The following is an 18,432-nucleotide window of genomic DNA, read 5'->3' as shown; positions in this document are numbered from 1 at the left end:
AGCTACACATCCTCTCCCTGCATATTCCCGTGATACAGCTCGCTATAGAAGCCCTCCTGCTGCAGCAGCTCCTCGTGGGAACCCTGTTCAATTAGTCGGCCGTCCTTCAGCACGAGAATTTTATCCGCCTGACGGATCGTATTGAGCCGATGCGCGATGACAAAGCTCGTTCTGCCCTTCATCAGCCGCTGCAAGCCCTCCTGGATCTTGAGCTCCGTCACCGTATCGATGCTGCTGGTTGCTTCGTCCAGGACAAGGATCGACGGGTTCGCGAGAATCGCCCGCGCGATGGCCAACAGCTGCCGCTGGCCTTGGCTGATACCGCTGCCGTCCGCGTCGAGCATTTTATCGTAGCCGTCCTGCAGACGCATAATGAAGGAATGTGCATTCGCCAGCCGCGATGCTTCCTCCACCTCTTCATCGGTCGCATCCAGCCGCCCGAAGCGGATATTTTCCCGAATCGTGCCCTTGAACAAAAAAGAATCCTGCAGCACGAACGCCATATGCGATCGCAGGCTTTCGCGCCGGATCGTCGTAATATCCCGTCCATCAACCGTGAACGTCCCTCTAGAGGGATTGTAGAACCGGGACAGCAGCTGAATCAGCGTCGTCTTGCCTGCCCCCGTAGGACCAACCAGCGCAATCATTTCACCGGGCTTCGCCTCGAAGCTGATAGCCTCCAGCGTATCGCCGCCTTCCTCATAGGAGAAGGAAACGTCCACGAAGCGCACCGCTCCTTCGACCTGCCGCAGCGTGACCGCCGCCGACTCGTCCCTTTCCTCGACTTCTTCATCCATCACTTCGAACACGCGCTCCGCCCCGGCAATCGCCGACAGCAGCGTGTTCCACTGGTTCGCAAGATCATTGAGCGGCCGGGTGAACTGCCTGGAATACTCCACGAATACGATTATCACCCCGACGGTAATTGCCCCGCGAATCGCGAGAATTCCGCCGACGCCAGCGACCAGGGCAAAGCCCAGATTATTCAGCGCGTTCATCAGCTTCGGAATGAAGCCCGAAATCGTCTGCGCCCAAAATCCCGACTGCCTGATCGCGTCATTCCTCTCCCTAAATTCACGCATCACCCGCTCCTCTTGCGAGAAAGCCTTAATGATCCGCTGCCCGGACAGCGTCTCCTCGATATAGCCGTTCAGCTCGCCCAAATTCTTCTGGCGCTCCTTGTAGAGCGGCCCCGTTCGCCGGGTAATCCAGCGCATCCCAAGCATCATCAGCGGCACGATCATGAATGTCAGCAGCGTCAGCAGCGGACTGAGATACAGCATAACCGCAAGCGTCCCCGCAAGCGTCAGCACACTGGAAAAAATCTGAATCGCCGAGCTGTTCAGCGTCGAGCTGACATTGTCGATATCATTGGTCAACCGGCTCATAATCTCGCCCTGCTGCCTTGTCCCAAAGAACGGAATGGGCAGCCGATGAAGCTGGCGGAACAAATCGATCCGCATCCGATAGACCGTCTCCTGGGCGATTTCAATCATCCATATATTTTGCAGCCACGAGCTAAGCGAGAAGCCTATATACACTACACCTAATCCGGTTAAAAATAACACCCACGGCGCTCCCCCGCCATCAGCGAGGAAATTATCCACGGATACGCCAATCAAATACGGTCCAAGCAGCGCTAGCCCCGAGCTGACCACAACCATCAGCAGGACGAGCGTCAGCTTCGCCTTGCGCCGGGCCAAATATTGCCAGATGCGCCCTAGCGTCCCCGACCAGTTTTTAGCTTTGGCCTTCGGCTTGCGCCCCGAGGCGGAGCCGCTCTTGGAATCCAGCTTCGGATAAGGATGCCGAAACGGTTCAACGAAGGTTTTGAACATACTGCGCCTCCTCCCCATACTGAGACTCGTAAATCCGCCGATACAGCGAAGATTCTGCCATTAATTCCTCATGACTGCCCTGGGCAATGAGACGCCCTTCGTCGAGCAGGAGAATGAGGTCGGCCGACGTGGTGGAGCTGATTTTTTGCGTAATAAGAAAAGTAGTGCAGGATAACTGTGTCAGCTCCTCCAGCAAAGCTGCCTCCGTCCGGACATCGAGCGCACTCGTGCTGTCGTCCAGAATAAGGATCGCCGGCTGGCGCACGAGCGCCCGGGCGATCGACAGCCGCTGCTTCTGGCCGCCGGATAAATTCACGCCGCGCTGCCCAAGCATCGTATCGTATCCGTGCGAGAGCCGCTTGATCGTCTCATGAATTTGCGCCTGCTTGGCAGCGTTCATGATTTGCTCCATGCTCGCATCCTCGCGCCCCCAGGCGATATTGTCCCGCACCGAGCCCGAGAACAGCATGACCTCCTGCGGGACATAGCCGATCGCTCCCCGCAGCTGCTCCGGCTCCATCCTCCGGATATCGCGACCGTCGATGCGAATGACTCCGCCCGTCGCCTCATGCAAACGGGGAATGAGCTGAACGAGCGAGGATTTCCCTGACCCGGTAGCTCCCATGATCGCTACCCGCTGCCGCGGTTCCACCTTAAAAGTGATGTCCTGCAGCACCCGGATATCGCTGGAAGGGTAGCTGAAGCTCACCCCTTCAAACCGCACCTCTCCCTGAAGCGGGTGAGCCTTAGATGCTGAGGCACACTTTGTCCCCGTTAAGCGAGAACCACCATTCACTCCCTCAGCCCTAGCCTGTCCAGGGCGCTGCTCCGCCTCGCGGACGGGACGGACTTCTCCTGACGCATTCGCCGACATGGCTTCGGTACCTCCTACAGCACGATCTACTGACGACATAGCTTGGGCGTTTACTGCTGCTTCTCTACCATCCGCCGCCGATTCGGATCTGGCATCCGCTGCTGGTTCAATGACGTCAGCCGTTGATATGGCTTCGATACCTCCTACTGCTTCTGCAGCATTCGCTGACATCATAGCTTCGGCATCTACCGCTGCTTCTGCGGCAGCCGCCGCTGGCGTGGCCTTGGCAGCTGCAGCGGCCTCAGCACCCGCTTCTGCCTCCTCCGTGCGGAGCACTTCCACGATCCGCTGGCCCGAAGCAGCCGCTCTTGAGTAAGAGCTGATGATCCAGGAAAGCGCGGACAACGCGCCAATCGTGCGCAGCGAATAGTTCAGCACCGCTACCACCTCGCCGATCGTGGCATTGCCTACCGCGATGTCCAGGCGACCGAACCACAGGATGGCGATAATCCCGCCGTTCATCATCAGCAGCATGAGCGGCATCGTCGTCTCCGTCAAACGCAGCGCGGAAATGGTGCCCTGCATCAGGTCTTGACTCCGCTTCTCGAACCGCTTCATTTCATGTCCGACGCGGACGAACACACGGATGAGCCGCATGCCGGTCAAATTCTCCTGAATGACGCCGTTCACCGTATCCATCCGCTGCTGCACCGTGCGGAATAAAGCGGACGCTTTTTTCATCATCCACAGAATAAAGAGCGCCAGCACCGGTGCCGTCACCGTCAGCAGCAGGCCGAGCTTCACATTCACGATCAGTGCCATGATCACGCTCCCTGTGACGACCAGCGGAACGCGCGTCGCAAAGCGCAGGCTCATGAACACCATTTCCTGGAGCTGTGTAATATCTCCAGTCAGGCGCGTAATGAGAGATGAAGTTGGAAACTTGCTGAATACGGCATAAGAAAAGGACTGAACCTTGTCGTACAGCTTATCGCGCAGATCATACCCAAAGCCCTGACTGGCATGGGAGGCAAAGAAGGAACTGGCGACACCGGCCACAAAAGCAAGGAGCGCGCTCACGACGAGCACGCCTCCCCACAGCCAGACGACGGACAGATCCTGCTTATTGATCCCGTCATCGATGATGCGGGAAATGAGCAGGGGCTGAATCAGCTCCACGAACAGCTCGATCAACATCATGCAAATTGCCGACATGGCGGCAATCCGGTATTTTTTGATAAAGGATATGATTGTAGCCATCTGCTTACCTCCGGACGATTTCCGTCTGACTTCGCGATCTAGCTAGTTATTCTTGCTGCATTCGCTTCAGCTGCATTCTCTATTTCTGTTGCTATAGCTAAGTAGTGATCTGCATAAGTTGAACTAAAAATTTTATAGTGAAAGCGGCCACGTGGAATGTTCTTTCGTAATTGTACGATTCTTCGTACAAACTATAGTGCAAGACCGTCTATCGCACACCTTTGTATGATTTTTCGCATAAAGCTCATGCTCCGAACGCTTTCGGGAGCGTTTTTATACGATTTTTCGTTCAAAACTCCGCGACCGACCACATTGGGAGCTCTTTTGCACGATTTTTCGTTCAAAATTATTGTTCAGCCGACAAGGTCGGATTCCGCTTGTTTTACCTCCGTATAACCATCAGTTGAATCTGGGGAGGACGATGGCAATGGCCATAAGGCGGATATGAGAATAAGGTTAGTTCAACTTATATACATCAATTTATCATCATGGTACTCCAGCTGCCGTACAGCACTTAATTTTGGCTCTTTTTGGCTTCCCATGCTACTCGACTGATTTCAAAGCCTCAATCATATCGATATGCTTCAGCTTGTAATGCATGAACAGCATGACGATACCTGAGAACAGAAGCGTAAGCACCGACGCATATCCATAGCTCAGCCACTTAATCGTTGGACTGAACATCATAATATCGATTTCCGCCGTCTGAAGCACAAAGCTATGGAGCCAGATGCCTAAGAAGTTCCCGACCAGGATGCCGAGGAAGCTGAGAAGCAGATTTTCGCGATAAATATACATCGTTACTTCCTTATCGTAGAAGCCCAGCACCTTAATGGTCGACAGCTCACGTATCCGCTCGGACACGTTAATGTTCGTCAGGTTATACAGCACGACAAAAGCCAGCGCGGCAGCCGAAATAATGAGTACGACTACGACGACATCCATACTTTTGAGCGTATCCGTGAACACGTCGCCTACACCGCTGGAGAATTTTACGAGGGCTACGCGCTCCAAGGGCGTCAGCTTTTCGCCAAAGCGATCCTCCCAGTCCTTGCTCGTATCGCTTGATAAAAGCAGCTGTGTGTTATATTCCGGCTCTTTGCCAAAAATTCCTTCATAATACGCCGGCGTCATATAAATGTAGTGCATTGCATAGTTTTCCGTGACCCCTGCCACCTGAACCTCGAAAGGCTCGTTATCTTTATTTTGCAGTGTTAGGGAATCGCCAGGACTCAGACTATACAGCTTCGCCAGCTTCTCCGTCACAATTACACCTTGATTGGTAAGCTCTCGCCGTTCACCCGTTTTCCGATCCTTAAGCACGACGAAGCGGTCAAGCTTCTCCATAGTCTCAGGAGCAAATACAGTAACATCCTGATTGTTGACCCCTTTTGCCGCAGCTGTCATCGTATCCTGGATCACATTCAACGCACCTGTAATTTCCGGAGTCGATGCCAGAAGGGCCTCATATTCCTCCTGCTGCTGCTCGGCGGCGTCGCTGTCTTCATTAAAGGCAATGATCGCGTTGTACTTCATAATTTCCTTGTACTGTAGTCCAGCGATATCCCCGATCGAATCCTTCAGGCCAAAGCCCGTTAGGATCAGCGCCGTACAACCGGCCACACCGAATACGGTCATGAACATTCGCTGCTTGTAACGGAACAAATTCCGTGCCGTCACCTTGCCGATAAAACCAAGCTGCTTCCATATAAACGTTATACGCTCCAGCAAAATCCGTTGACCGCTCTTCGGCGCCTTCGGGCGCATGAGCACGGATGCGCTGCTGCGCAGCTCTACCCTCGTGGCAATCACTGCCGTCACCGTCGTACAGAGCAAGGCCACAATGGCAGAAATGAGGCTATAGCTTGGATAAAAGCTAATTCGTAAATCCGGTAAATTATATAAAGTCCCATACGCGTTATAAATAATCTTCGGTAACAACGTAAAACCAATCGCCAGCCCGGCGGCCGATGCTGCAAGGCTGGCCAGCGTTCCGTACACGAGGAATTTGGCCATAATATCCGCATTTTTGTATCCGAGCGCCTTGAGTGTCCCGATCTGCAGACGCTGCTCCTCAACCATCCGAGTCATCGTCGTGAGACTAACCAGAGCCGCTATCAGGAAAAAGAATACCGGAAAAGCCGTGGCAATCGCATTCAGCCGATCCGCATTATCGCTGTATTCTGCATATCCCGGATTACTGCTGCGATCCAGCACGAAATACTTCGGCAGTTTCAGCTCATCGATCTGCTCCTGCCCCTCGGTGAGCTTCTTCTCCGCATCGGCAATATCCCGCTCGGCCTTCGCTTTCTCCGCCTTGTATTCGGCCAGCCCCTTATCATACTCGGCCTGCCCTTCCTCTAGTTCCCGCTTCGCTTCGGCGAGCTGGGCTTCACCTTCCTCCCGGCTCTCGGCGAGCTTCGTTTTGCCCGCGGCCAGCTCTCCCTCGCCTTGCGTCAGCTTGCGTTCCGCGGCGGCGAGCTGCTGCTTCCCTGCGGCCAGCTCCTGTGCGCGGCGATCCAGCTCCTGCTGCGCTTGCTCAAGCTGAGCTGCGGCCTGCGTCAGGCCTTGCTCGAAGCCGGCAATCGCCTGCTTGAACGCCACGCTATCGATGCTGCCGCCGACGTAGCCCTCGGCGGCTGCGCCGAACTGGGCATCCGCGCCCTTCGCTGCCGCCACGGCCTGCTGCTTCTGCGCCTCGGACAGCGCGTCCGGGGCAACGCTCGCCGTCTGGTTCAGCGACTGAACCAGCTGCCGCCCCTGCTCAAGGCGAGGAGCCGCGCTGGCCCGTTCCGCATCCAGCTTCGCTTGGCCGGCCTTGAACTGCGTCTCGCCCTCGCTAAGCGCGGTGCGATTCTTCGCCAGCTCGGCTTTGCCTGCGGCCAGCTCCTTCGCAGCCTTGTCGAGCTGGGCTTGCCCTTTAGCCAGCTCGCGCTCCAGCTTGGACGCACCCTCCTCGTAGCTCTTTCGGCCCTCGTCCAGCTTCTCCTTGGCATCCGCCAGCTTCGTCTCGGCATCGGCCAGCTTCGTTTTGCCTTCCTCGATTTGCCGCTCGGCGTCATCCAGCTTCTCCTGACCCTCGGCCCGCACCTCTTCCAGCCGCTGCTCCGGTCGCGAGCTTAGCGCCTGCTCAACAGCGGACTTATGCTGCTCTACACGGGTTTCGTATTCCGGCGTATAAGTCGTTATGCCCGCAGTATCCTCAAAGCCTATATAAGCTTCGGTATATACTGGCAGGCTAAAATCCTCCTGCGGAATCACGACAAAAGCATCCGCCGTCCCTTTGCCGATCCGGCTGGTGCCGCGGCCTCCTTTTTCGATATACTGCGGACTTTTTACCAAGCCAACAACGGTATAGCTGACGCGCTGAAAAGAATCCTCCAGCTTGACGTCCGGATCCGGATTCGTGAACGTAATCGTATCTCCGAGCCCAAAGGCATTCGTCACGGCCTGGTGATCATCAATCGCAATTTCGCCCGAGGCCTCGGGCAGTTTGCCCTCTACGACTTTGTAGTCATTCAGCGCATGGTCTTTGGAATAAGAGAACACTTTGGCAATAAGACCGCTTTCCCCGAGAAAAACATCCTCGCTATATCCCGGCTGAACGACGCGAACTCCGGGCTGCTCCTGCAGAACCTCGAGATCTTCCTCGGTCAATCCGTAAGTAGATTGAACTTTAAGATCCATGAGCTGCAATCTTTTAAAATAATGGTTAGCCGTATCCAGCATATCCGGCCCCGTGGCCTTAATCCCGGCAAAAAAGCCAACGCCTAACATGATAATGGCAAAGATCGATAAAAATCTCGCCTTCGTCTGCCAAATTTCGCGAAAAATATCGCGCCATAACGCTTTTTTCCTCAATGTCATTTACCCCTTACCACTCAATATCATCCACGGATACAGGATCTGGATTCAACGTGACGCGGCGAACCTTGGCATTGTTAATCTCAATTACCCGATCAGCCATCGGCGCAATCGCCGAATTATGGGTAATGACGATCACGGTCGTCCCCGTGTTTCGGCAAGTATCCTGCAGCAGTTTCAGCACCTGGCGGCCGGTGTTATAGTCCAGCGCTCCCGTCGGCTCATCGCATAGCAGCAGCTTCGGCTGCTTGGCCAGCGCACGGGCGATTGCCACTCGCTGCTGCTCCCCGCCGGAGAGCTGAGCCGGGAAGTTGTTCAGGCGCTCGCCGAGCCCCACATCGCGCAGCACCTGCTCCGCATCGAGCGCGCGCGGGGAAATTTGCGACGCCAGCTCCACGTTTTCCTTGGCCGTCAAATTCGGAACCAAATTATAGAACTGGAACACGAAACCGACATCATGACGGCGGTAGCCGGTAAGCTCCCTGCTGCCGTATTTGGCAATGTCGTTCCCGTCAACAAGCACCTCGCCCTCATCAGCCGTATCCATCCCGCCAAGAATATTCAGCACTGTAGACTTCCCTGCTCCACTGGGTCCCACAATAATGGCGAACTCGCCCTTCTCAATTTCGAAATCAATCCCATCATTGGCGATGATCGTCGTCTCTCCCATTTGATAGCGCTTATATTCATTCCTGATCGTTACAAATGCCATGCTTCATACCACCCTTTTGTCCTTAATGCAAATATTGAGCGTTTTTCCTATGCCGCCGTACATTCTTAACCTTTGTTCCTAGTGTATCACAACAAAAATAGCAAGCAAAAACTTCAATAGTTGATGTGATCTATATATTAGGCTCCTGTATAATGTAATTCTACATCTAAGGAAGGTTAGGAATCTCTTGTTCTATATATTATCTTTTTGGAGATAAATGCCATCAATTGGAAAAATGCTGAATCTCTGGGAAAGTCCCGATATGCGTTACGTCAGCCAAAGAACGATACTGCTAATTTAGCGAGTCCATCCAAGGATGGCTTTAATCAGGCCTTAGTCTGATAGACGGGGTGATGAGAGCAGAACTAGCTGAAGCTACTCCTCCATCAATAAAATAAGAGCTCTCCACTGCGCCTTGCTTGTCTATGCGTTATACGCTTAGGCAAAGTTGCAGTGAAGGGCTCCTATTCACAGTATCAATTATTCAAATCATCAAACATCGACCCGGCCACGGTTACCTCAATGGAATCTATGTCCTCAACACCTTGCAATACCTTGAGATCCCTGTAGGCATGATTCCCTTCCGTCATATCGACTTTTTCAAACCAGGCCTTAACGTAGTAGGTTCCATTTGGCATGCTTGCATGTGTGTACAGCGGTACATTGCCCGGATTAACAACGAGGGTGATCGTGGATGTTTCCGTAATTTTGTACATATGCTGTCCGGCTTTCACATATTCACGGTAGGCGTAGTTCGTGTTGCTTCCTGCGGTATACGATTCGCTGTAGCCTTCAAGCACCATCTTCCAGAACCGATGCGAGTCGCCGCCGCGTTTGTCCGTATGCTTGATTTCTTCTACCTTTTTCGTGTAACGAGACGGATCATCGCTTCGATCCAGCACACTGATCAGCGGGATCGAGTTCACCGACTTGTTGTCCTTGATGGATATAAAGCCAGGTTCCCGCTCAAATCCCCCGCCTTTTTCCTTAAGCCCCTTGTTTTTGATGTTAACAGCGGCCTTTTGATTGTTAATGAACATCAGGTCGGTTTCATAGCGGAAGGAATTGATGAGTCCGTTCACTAGATCCTTATGATCGTCCGTCATGTCATTCGGCTGCTTATCTTTGAATACCTCCGTTTTAACAGTAAACGTGTAGCTGCCCGCAGGATTGAAGTAGTATCCCGACTTGATCGGATAATCGTACTTCTGAAGCTCCTTATCGGTGGCGAATACCGCCTTGTCGAAAAGCTTCTTGTTGTTTTTTCGCTTAGCAGCGGCATCTCTGGCTTGGGCGTATTCATCGCTCATGGAGCTTTCAATATTCCATTGCACGCTTCCGCTAGCTTGTTGAATGAACGTCCGTTTATACTGACCGGGTACTTGTGTCCAATCAACCTTTTTCCCGTTTTCATCCTGATGGTGCATATGGCGGATGACGTCGTAGTGATAGGGTTCATTCTCCCAAAACAGTTTCTTTGCTAGGGAATCAGTATGATTTTCTTCGATTTCATTACGATACTCCCGCTTTGGAACATCCTTCATTCCGTTGTAGACATACATATCATAGACCTTAGTAATGGTATCCGATGTAAAGTTGGCCGTTGCGGTTCCAGTCAGAGTTTCCGATTTTGTCTCACACGTTCTATCTTCACCTTCACCGGTGCATTCCGACCAGGAGTGCGTATATTCGTACTTTCTGCTTATAGAGCCTTCATAATGAATCTTGCCCGTCTTGGAAAGCGGGACTCCGGGTTTGTCCAAATTGAGCCATCGCTCCCCTAACGGATTATCCCCGTAATCCTCTCTTTTGATCGTGTAGGTGACCACCGGCGTGCGGAAAACAGTCGAGCTGCTTACGTCCACATCCGGGTTATTATGAACCTCGAAGTCCCTAAGCAATTCCGGCGACTGGTTGATTACGGCAAGTCTGCCTTTCGCATTCCCTGCCCACCTCGCATCGGGCAAATCAGGCAGCTCCAATGTTGCGGTATTGCTCGGCAGATCAAGCTCGACCTTCTTCGTCAGCATGTCATAAGGCAGCTGCTGCGGGATGTTCAATTTAATATCGGAGTTAAGGACGTTGTTATCCAGTATCACCTCTTCAGGCTGCTTACCGTCTTCATTAATCTTGAACTGAATCCGTACATCGCTTTCGGGCATCGTGAAAGAGACGTTCAGACGTCTTTTCTCGGTTTTGGAAATACCGATTGATCCTGATTCAGCCGCCACCCCGCCTCCGTATGTCAATTGATTTTCCGCCGCCGTCAGAGGGAGCCCATCGCTTTTACGGGTAACACTCCATGAAAACTTGGCGGTTTCCCGCTTAGGGAACGTAGACCTTAGCCATACAGAAACATAGACTTCATCTCCAGCCATAGCCTCGGACGGCAGGTCGACAAACTCTGCAGAGATATCACTAGGCTCAGTCTCTATAAATGCAGCGATCGGCACGTCCATATATGTACCCTTGGTTAAGTACACTCTCCCAGATCCCTGGGAGAGATAAGTTGGCGGCTGGATCACGTGCACGTATTTAATCCAGCCTCCTTTGGGGGCGGTGCCCCTGTCGTAAACCTTGCTGTCTTCGTACTTTTTATTCTGATTGTTGTACATGAGGTTCTCGCCGTAAAGCTGATTAGCGTAATCTTTATTCAGCGCTTCGATGATTTTGCCTTCGAAGGTTTTGTTGGGCAGGTATTCTAGTAGTTTATCGGGTAGGTCACCATCAAAGTTATTGGGAAAATCGTTGAATGTTTCATTTACATCCCTTGATCTCCAAGGGTACGGAATCAATGAAAAATTCTGAATCTTGGTACCGCTCCAGCCCGCGTCCCATGGGAAGCCATCTGTTGATACTGGGTCACCAAAGACATTATAACCTGAGTATCTTTGCATGGTTTTTCCCTTGTGTGTAATCGTGGTACCATGACTTGTACCATATACAATATCGAAACCTTTAAATTTTTTAGGATCTTTAATTGCCTCATCAATTTGTTGCTGCACTAATGTTGTATTAAACGTTCTCCCCTTTGATTTTTGTGGATAGAAGTTTTTCTCCCCATATAATTCTTCCATATCCTGATTAGCTCGTTTCAATACCTCTTCAGGAGTAAGTGTCTTTAAATACTCCTCTAAAGTTAACTTAGTCTCGGTTTCATCTTCTGGTTCAGCGAATATACTGACTTGCGGTACAAGACCGCAGATGAATACAGCCAGAAATAAAGAAGCTATAAGTTTCCTCATTCAACTTTCACCTACTTATACCGAACTGATACAATTATATCGTCCCAGTAGCTTGACACTACTACAATTCTATATGTATCATCACTGAATTCCTTTGACTCTAGCTCATCTTCCCTTTTGGTTTTTTGTTTCACATATTTTATGGTACTATCTACTGTTTTTGAGTCAATCTTTTGGAGTAAGATTTCCTCCAGATCTTTGACCTGTTGATTATAATCCTCATTTCCCCTGCTAAATTTGACTTGTGGTTTTATAATGATAATTTCTTTCCCGTCCCCTTTTTCAAAGTGACCATTTACAGCTAATCCAGATTTGTAGGAGCCATAGTAACTAAACCCTTCAGTATTCTTCTTTTCAGTCTCCCCCTCTATACTTCTCGAGGCTTTCCATTCTTCCCAAGGATCCTTGGGGGTTGTCTTGCCTTTTGAGGTTTCAGGTTGCTCCGCTGCAAGCCCTGTCAGAATCTCAACGCTATATAGGTCTGGATGCCACGTTACCTTGGCACCAAGTGCCTCGCTGACAAAGCGCAAGGGAACAAAAGCTCTGTTCTGTTTTTCCTGAGCAACTGTGTCCATTTGTTTGGTTTGACCATTAACGGTGAACGCCTTTTTCCCTAGAGTTAGGACAATTGTGTCTTCCCCCATTTGTACAGTGACTTGCTTGCTCTGGCTGCTCCAGCGAACTTCAGCTCCAAGCGCTTCACTTACAAATCTGACAGGTACCTGTACCCGGTTGCTTTTGTCCATGAACGGCTTCGCATCCGGGAAAGATATCAAGTTCCCATTGACCTCTACAACGATTGACCGCTTCGCCGCCGAAGACCATGCAGGTGCGATTGTCAGAACTAGTACCATGGTCAGGAGCAATACCCCGAGCTTCTTGGTTCTCTTGTAATTCATCATCTTATCTCCCTTTTTATGTATTAGTAGAAGGTTGTTTATATTTCCCATCTCCTTCTATCTGGAATTTTACTAGATTGAACCATTTCATACAATAACTATGAGTCCAATGTCATATTGCCAATAGTCTTATAGACTTAGATGAATTTATTCAAAGAATCAGCTTTATATGTATTAAGTCAAAAGCTTCTAGGACTAAGGGTATTTTAATACTCTGCAAGAGTCATGTTAGTTTCGGTTACTTTCTCTGGCTCAGCGGATATATTGACTTGCGGTACAAAGCCGCAGATAAATACAACCAGTAAAAATACAGCGATTCGTTTTCTCATAAGGATTCACCTACTTATACAAAACCGATACATATATATCATCCCAATATCTCGATGTCACTCTAATTCTATATGTATCGTCGCTAAATTCCTTTGCTTCTAATTCATCTTCCCTTTTAGTCTTTTGTTTCACATATTTCATGATCTTTTCTACTGTTTTGGTATCAATTTTTTGGAGCAATATTTCCTCCAAATCTTTGGTCTGCTGGTTGTAGTCCACACCGTCTCTGCCAAATTCGATACGAGGTTTTATGACTATCCCCTGCTTACCATATTCCTTTTTATATTCGTCATATTCGCTAGTTACAACTAATCCAGATTTATACGTCTCATAGTAACTAAATCCCTCAGTAACCTTCATTTCAGTCTCCCCTTCTATACTTCTTGAGGCCAAAAATTCCTCCCAAGGATCTTTGGGGGTTGTCGTTCCTTTTGAGCTTTCCGGTTGCTCCGCTGCAAGCCCTGTCAGAATCTCCACACTGTATAGGTCTGAATGCCAAATTACCTTGGCACCGAGCGCCTCGCTGACAAAACGCAAAGGGACAAAAGTTCTGTTCTGTTTTTCCTGGGCAACTGTGTCCATTTGTTTCGTTTGACCATTAACAGTAAACGCCTTTTTTCCTAGAGTAAGGACAGTCGTGTCTTCCCCCATCTTCACAGTGACTTGCTTGCTTTGGCTGTTCCAGCGAACTTCGGCTCCAAGCGCTTCACTTACAAATCTGACAGGTACCTGAACCCGGTTACTCTTGTCCATGAATGGCTTCGCATCTGGGAAGGATATCAAGTTCCCATTGACCTCTACAACGATCGACAGCTTTGCTGCCGAAGACCATGCAGGTGCGATTGTCAGAACTAGTACCATGGTCAGGAGCATTACCCCGAGCTTCTTGGTTCTCTTGTAATTCATCATCTTATCTCCCTTTTTATGTATTAGTAGAAGGTTGTTTATATTTCCCATCTCCTTCTATCTGGAATTTTACTAGATTGAACCATTTCATACAATAACTATGGTTCTATTGTCACATTGACAATAGTTTTATGACCTAGACCTACTAATCAAACTCCTCTATATTTAATGAAGCTTTTACATTCTACCCAAGAATCATTTGAGGGTGTGGATCTATCTGACCTATCCTTTTAAACTGCTGCAAGTCCTGTGTCAAATCAACACACTGTATAGATCAGAATGCCAAATCACCTAGCACGAGCGCCGCCCCGACAAAGCTCAAAGGAACAAAACCTATGGTCTGTCTTTGCTAGCAACCGTGTCTATTTATTTCGTTTGACAACAAACTTGCTTCATTTTTATATCCAACTTTAATTTCTTCTGCTATTTCTGAAAATTCAAAAAAAGGGGGAAATATCATACCTATCTCCTCCTTCTCATAAAATGATTCTGAAATTCATACACTGAGAAAACGGGTAGTAGTTTAACTCCGTTTTATATTCCACGTAAGCGTCAAACCAATCTCACCTGTGCATAGCAAGTCAAATCCACCACACATACGAAAGGATGACTCAAAATGGGTACGAATTTGCAAAGCATTATGAACGAGCACATTACTGCTTATCAGGGGCAGCAGTCAAACGATGAAAGCCTAATGCAAAGCGCATGACCTGACCATTCATTAATTACGCTGCAGGATCATTTCGTAGGGACAAAATATCGTATTCCCATTCTATTTTTCCACCACCTAAGCTTCGGTGCACAGATCAAAGTGAACAAACTTCAACCTTCGACTTTCTCTTCTATCATTCAACAAAACCCTTCCCGCTAATAGTCCCGTTCTTCCCTGATTTGGGAAACAATGCGTGCTTTGCTTTTCAACAAGGTGTGGGCACCACTGCCTATATACAAAAAAAGCAAGTCGCTACCATGTAAGCGTCATCTTAAATAATTCCTAAAAGGAGAATGTCTATGCCAATCGCTAAGTTGCCTCTGTCCTCCAAATTATTGCGCCGCAGCCTCTGCCTCACATTAGGGGCCGCCCTCCTAGCCGCGCCCCTCTCTGTTTTCGCTGCAGAAACGTCGACACAAAATACCGGTATTGGTTTTACCTCTAATACTGGTTCACACACACAGTCCCACGTTGCTGCCCCTGTCCAGTTTACAGGAAGCCCTCTTGCTGTCGGCGAGCATCGCCTCTTGAACCGCCAGGACATCGTTCGGGAATGGGATGATATCGACCCGGATTATTTGCCTGAAAAAGCGATGGAAGCCGTAAAGGCACTTCTTCCGGAAAAGGATTTCGAGGAATTATTCCCTTATCGTCTCGGCTCTGAGGAATGGTTTAAGGTCGCTCAAGGCAAGGAGTATTACAAAGCGGATCAGAGCGATTATTTTTCCTATGATAATCTGATTGATGCCGTGACTGAAGTTTCGAATCTGAAAATAAAAATCGGCACCCGGATCGGTACAACTTCTCAAGAGATACATAGGCTGGATAAAGAAGCCAAGGTAGAAACGCTCGTTCTGCGATCCGCCGATTTTAATTCGGATGAGATCAGAAGCAAGCCGATCGAAACCGTAATCGTTGATTTCGGAACTTTTCTAAAGGAAGGGTTCAAGAAAGACCGTAAGCGCGAGCTTGCCGCTTTCCTCGCCAACCTGTCTCATGAAACCGGCGGCGGGTGGAGTGGTGCGCCAGGAGGAGAACTGCGCTGGGGACTGTTCTGGAATGAGAACATTGCAGGTCGAACCGGCGCTAACATGGATGCATTCGTTGACCCCGACAGCGCCGCCTTGTTCCCAGGGACGCCCGGAAAACGCTATTATGGGCGCGGACCAATCATGCTTAGCTGGAATTTCAACTATGGGCTGTTCAGTTCGATCATTTACGGGGACAAAAGCGTCCTCCTTAACAACCCCGAACAAGTTGCGCAAGACGGCAAGCTTGGCTATATGACTGCAATCTTGTTCTGGATGACCCCGCAGAATCCAAAGCCTTCCGCTCACGACGTTATGGTCGGAAGATGGAAGCCGAATACCGAGGACAAGTTAAAGGGTCTTGGGAAGCCTGGATTCGGGGTGACGATCATGGTTTTGAACGGTCTTGAAGCCAATCTAGGTGAGACCGAGGGCAGCCCGGTGCTGCGCCGCGCAGGCCATTACCGCGAAATTACGCAACGGATGGGCATCGATATCTCTGGCGAAAAGGTTAACACTTTAAATATGAAGCCCTTTTAGGATTCAGATATTGTAAGAATAAGGGGACAAGGAAGATGGGCAACACAATCTCCTTGTCCTCTTATTTTAGATTCACCTTGTCCAGATGCCTTCCTTCTCATGAAATGATTCTGAATTTCTACACTGAGAAAAATATTTTATTAAATCTATAATATTTCTGAATAAGTAAACAAGTTTGTTACAAAACAAATGGTAAACGCTCTGTGGGATGATAGAAAAATAGTATATCGTGTTCAAATCTTATAAATTCAATACAAAAAAGTGCATGTAAACCCAGTACTCCCTCCATTTATAATTTCATTAACATTTGAAACATGTTAGCTAATATGACATTAGAGGAGTGGGAAACATGATGGAAATTGGGTTTAACTCGTTGTTCGTATTTCTGGCTGCGATGCTGGTCTTTTTTATGCAAGCCGGGTTTGCTTTGCTGGAAGCGGGTAATGTGAGAATGAAGAACGCCGGTCATGTTGCCGGAAAGACGATGCTTACACTGGGCGTAGCTATCCTATCGTGGTGGGCTTTGGGCTTTGGTTTCGCTTTTGGCGATGGGAACAGCTTCTTGGGAACGACGGGGTTTCTATTCGGCGGAGAAGGAGATATCCGTTCGTTTAGCGTGTTAGCGGATATCGGTGTCCCGCTCGATCTGATGTTTTTGTTCCAAATGGCTTTTGCGGCGGTTTCGTTGGCTATCGCCTGTGGAGGGATGGCAGAACGGGCGAAGCTCAGCGTATATATCGTGTTCGGGGCGATCTTTACGGTGATTATTTATCCGATCGTCACCCACTGGGTTTGGGGCGGCGGCTGGCTAGGCAGCCTCGGGATGCAAGACTATGCCGGATCTACCGTGGTTCATTTGACGGGGGCAACCGCTGCTCTGGCCGCAACGATCCTGCTCAAGCCTCGCCTGCGCAAATACGATAAAGACGGAAAGCCGAACAGTATTCCAGGACACAACCAAGTCATTACCGTACTGGGGGTCATCATTTTGTGGATCGGCTGGTTTGGCTTTAATCCGGGCAGTGCTTTAACCCCGTTAAATGATGGTTTTTTCGGGTATGTGCTTTTGACGACAAACCTGGCTGCTGCGGCTGGCGGTATCGCCGCCCTGCTCATTTCGTGGATGGCTCGCGGTAAGTCAGATATTCCGAGCATGTTAAACGGCATATTAGGCGCGCTAGTTGCCATTACAGGGGCGTGCGCATTCGTCGATACCTGGGCCTCGATCCTAATTGGTGCGGTAGCGGGGATCATTACCTTTTTTGCAGGAAGATGGATTGAACGGGCAGGCATTGACGATCCGATCGCCGCGGCCTCAGTACACGGTATTGCCGGGGTATGGGGAGCCATCTCTACAGGGTTGTTCGCCACTCCGAAGCTAGTAGGAATCACAGGGGTAGGCCAACCAGGTCTGTTCTACGGCGGTGGCCTGGGGCAATTGGGCGTGCAAGTCCTAGGAGTCGTCGGCACCTTCGCCTTCGTATTCACGCTCTCCTTCTCCATCCTTTGGGGCATGAAAAAGCTGATGGGGCTGCGCGTAAGCAAAGAAGAAGAGGTGATGGGCCTCGACCTGAGCGAGCATGGAACCTATGGTTATCCTGAGCATATGAAATGGAGAATGAAAACGGCCAGCAGCTCGTCCATGAAGGAGAAAGAGAATGATGGACATGAGGGGCACGATCTTCTGGTAACGCGATCTGCGGCGGTGGAGTAGGTTATAGGGTGTTTGGGAGGGCTTAGGCCCTCCTTTTTGAACTTTTGGGCAGAATGTTCTATAGTGGGTTAAAATCCCACTTAATCCCCAGTAGGGTGGTGTGTTCTGTTAAAAAAAGCAATTGGTTGATACTTTCAATTATAATTTCACTTTTATTATCTGTATTTGCTTCTTTTCATATGAGATTGTCTACATTTGATGTATGAAGGAATGCGCTAGAGTCAAGCATTGAGTTCGATAATGCCGCTGCGCTTGGGCTAGATCTTATATTTTTTCCATTTGCGGTACTTATGCTGCATATTATAAGTCACACTATTATCGTTCTCATAAGTGTTTTCCCCGAAAAATATCGCAACCGGCACATTGAATTTCGGGTGCTCGTCTCTCTAACCAAAGGCGTTATACTCAATGCCGTAATGACATTAATAGCCCTTACGGCTCTATACTACATAGCCCTAATCTTTTTGAACGCCTATTATCCTTTTTGGAGTAAACTCGTTGTCTGCGTCACTATTTTTGTCTATTTTATTTGGGTGCTCCAAATGATTAAAGAGAGAATGCGGTATTAAC

At 49.6% G+C, this 18,432-nt stretch carries 9 protein-coding genes; 2 read left to right on the top strand and 7 right to left on the bottom strand.

Features of this window, described 5'->3' with window-relative positions; translation table 11 throughout:
* Positions 1-2: 2 nt before the first annotated feature.
* From ACE3MQ_RS14985 to ACE3MQ_RS14955, 7 genes are all read right to left on the bottom strand, one after another.
* Positions 3-1,838, bottom strand: a complete 1,836-nt coding sequence (locus tag ACE3MQ_RS14985) for an ABC transporter ATP-binding protein (protein WP_379393945.1) — start codon at positions 1,836-1,838, stop codon at positions 3-5.
* Positions 1,819-3,912 (bottom strand): ABC transporter ATP-binding protein, encoded by a 2,094-nt coding sequence (locus tag ACE3MQ_RS14980; RefSeq protein ID WP_379393943.1) that lies wholly within the window; start codon positions 3,910-3,912, stop codon positions 1,819-1,821. Before ACE3MQ_RS14980 ends, ACE3MQ_RS14985 begins: the two co-directional genes overlap by 20 nt.
* A 543-nt stretch (positions 3,913-4,455) precedes the next feature.
* Positions 4,456-7,779 (bottom strand): FtsX-like permease family protein, encoded by a 3,324-nt coding sequence (locus tag ACE3MQ_RS14975; protein WP_379393941.1) that lies wholly within the window; start codon positions 7,777-7,779, stop codon positions 4,456-4,458.
* 7 nt (positions 7,780-7,786) lie between these two features.
* On the bottom strand, positions 7,787-8,488 hold the full coding sequence (locus ACE3MQ_RS14970; protein WP_379393939.1) for an ABC transporter ATP-binding protein: 702 nt from the start codon (positions 8,486-8,488) through the stop codon (positions 7,787-7,789).
* Positions 8,489-8,964: 476 nt separating this feature from the next.
* Positions 8,965-11,733, bottom strand: a complete 2,769-nt coding sequence (locus ACE3MQ_RS14965) for a hypothetical protein (RefSeq protein ID WP_379393937.1) — start codon at positions 11,731-11,733, stop codon at positions 8,965-8,967.
* Between the two features lie 11 nt (positions 11,734-11,744).
* On the bottom strand, positions 11,745-12,635 hold the full coding sequence (locus tag ACE3MQ_RS14960; protein WP_379393935.1) for a copper amine oxidase N-terminal domain-containing protein: 891 nt from the start codon (positions 12,633-12,635) through the stop codon (positions 11,745-11,747).
* Positions 12,636-12,971: 336 nt separating this feature from the next.
* Positions 12,972-13,871: a copper amine oxidase N-terminal domain-containing protein gene (locus ACE3MQ_RS14955; protein WP_379393933.1), complete on the bottom strand. Its 900-nt coding sequence runs from the start codon at positions 13,869-13,871 to the stop codon at positions 12,972-12,974.
* A gap of 1,008 nt (positions 13,872-14,879) precedes the next feature.
* Here ACE3MQ_RS14955 and ACE3MQ_RS14950 point away from each other — a divergent pair.
* Positions 14,880-16,148, top strand: a complete 1,269-nt coding sequence (locus tag ACE3MQ_RS14950) for a chitinase (protein ID WP_379393931.1) — start codon at positions 14,880-14,882, stop codon at positions 16,146-16,148.
* A gap of 349 nt (positions 16,149-16,497) precedes the next feature.
* Positions 16,498-17,862, top strand: a complete 1,365-nt coding sequence (locus ACE3MQ_RS14945; RefSeq protein WP_379393929.1) for an ammonium transporter — start codon at positions 16,498-16,500, stop codon at positions 17,860-17,862.
* Positions 17,863-18,432 lie beyond the last annotated feature (570 nt).

Source organism: Paenibacillus lentus (assembly GCF_042714055.1).
Lineage (GTDB): Bacteria > Bacillota > Bacilli > Paenibacillales > Paenibacillaceae > Fontibacillus > Fontibacillus lentus_A.
The sequence above is the reverse complement of the archived record's forward strand: the minus strand, read 5'-3'. Positions and strand labels throughout refer to the sequence as shown.